Raw genomic sequence first — 1,474 nt, forward strand, 5'->3', positions numbered from 1 at the left:
AGCGCTCGCGCCAGTCCTCGGGGATCGCCTGACGAATGCCGTTGGAATCTGAAATTACGGTTGCCGGGCGGTTCGGCAGCGCGGCGACACCTGCCTCGCAGCTGATCTCGCCGCGGATGTCATAGCCATAAGCGACGTTCACCGAAATCTCGACGTCAACAAGCGCGCCGGAGGCCATGTGCAAGAGCACGAAAACCGGATCGCGCAACGCGCCACCGCGCGAGGAGCGGCGCGGCACACGCACCTCCACTCCATTGACGTCGTCCGACAAGAGCCAGCGGGAAATATCCGCGTCATGCACCAGCGTGTCGTTCAGCGGCATCTCCGACGTGTACAGGCCTTCGGGAACCGAGGCATTGCGATGCACGGAATGGAATAGGAGCGGCACGCCGAGTTTCCCGCCGTCGATGACCGCCTTCAGGCGGCGATAATCGGCATCGAAGCGGCGCATGAAGCCCACCTGCACGAGCCGCCGGCCGAAGGCCACTTCGGCCTCCATCACGCGAAGCGCAGCCGCCTCGGATGTCACCATGGGCTTTTCGCAGAAGACCGGCTTGCCGGCGGCGATGCAGGCGAGCAGTTGCTCCTCATGTGCCGGCCCCCATGAGCAGATGATCACGGCCTGCACCTTTTCCGAAGAGATCAGAGCCGAGGGGGTGGCGAACACCTCCGCCCCTGCCGGGGCGGCAGCGGCAGCGCGGGCCTGGTCGATATCGGTAACACCCACGATTTCGACACCGGAAACGACGTTCGTCAGGCGGCGGATATGATCCTGGCCAATCATACCCGTGCCGATTATGCCAACCTGAAGGGTCATTTTGCCCCCCGATATTTATCGATGTAACGCTGCATTTCGGCGCGCATGAAGGTACTGCTCTGGTCTGCCTTGTCTTCCCAAGCAAAGACGCAGGCAGTCATGATGCCGTCGAAGCCGATCTCGGCCAGCGTGCCGAAGAAATCGTCCCACGGAACCTCTCCTTGCCCGATATTGAGGTGCTGGTGCACCCGGGCGTTGGTGCCCGGCGGGTTGAGGATATAACGAAGGCCGGACGAGGCTTTGTGGTTGAAGGTGTCGCCGACATGCACATGTGCAAGAACGTCCTTGGCCTCACGCAGCATCGCCTTCGTATCATCGCCGAAATAGAAGGTGTGCGGAGCGCAGTAGAGAAACTTGACGCTCTTCGAATTGACCGTGCGGATGATGTCGAGCGCCGGCTGCAGCGTCTCGCACCAGTCTTCCGGATGCGGCTCGACATGGAGGGTGATGCTTTCTTTTTCGAAGATCGGCACCAGTTCCTCCATCGAGCGCCACCAGGCGTCCTCGCAGGCTTCGATCATAGACCCGGTATGGCAGCAGTAGCATGATCCCTTGTCCGGGTGCGGACCGCGGCCGAACTCCGAATTCATCGTGTCGACTTCCATCTCGACGGCGATCTCAATCGCCCGCTTCCAATGCTTCACCGCCGCCTGGCGC

2 protein-coding genes are annotated in these 1,474 nt (G+C 61.7%); both read right to left on the reverse strand.

Translation table 11 applies throughout. From position 1 onward, the window contains the following. Positions 1-817: Gfo/Idh/MocA family oxidoreductase (locus FY112_RS02060; RefSeq protein WP_151517531.1), on the reverse strand; the 817-nt coding region annotated here is incomplete at its 3' end. Further along, positions 814-1,474, reverse strand: a 661-nt coding sequence (locus tag FY112_RS02065) for a sugar phosphate isomerase/epimerase (RefSeq protein WP_246700583.1), incomplete at its 5' end; no start/stop codon positions are given. The genes FY112_RS02060 and FY112_RS02065, both read right to left, overlap by 4 nt.

It is taken from the genome of Rhizobium sp. PEPV16, assembly GCF_008919455.1.
GTDB classification, from domain to species: domain Bacteria; phylum Pseudomonadota; class Alphaproteobacteria; order Rhizobiales; family Rhizobiaceae; genus Rhizobium; species Rhizobium leguminosarum_Q.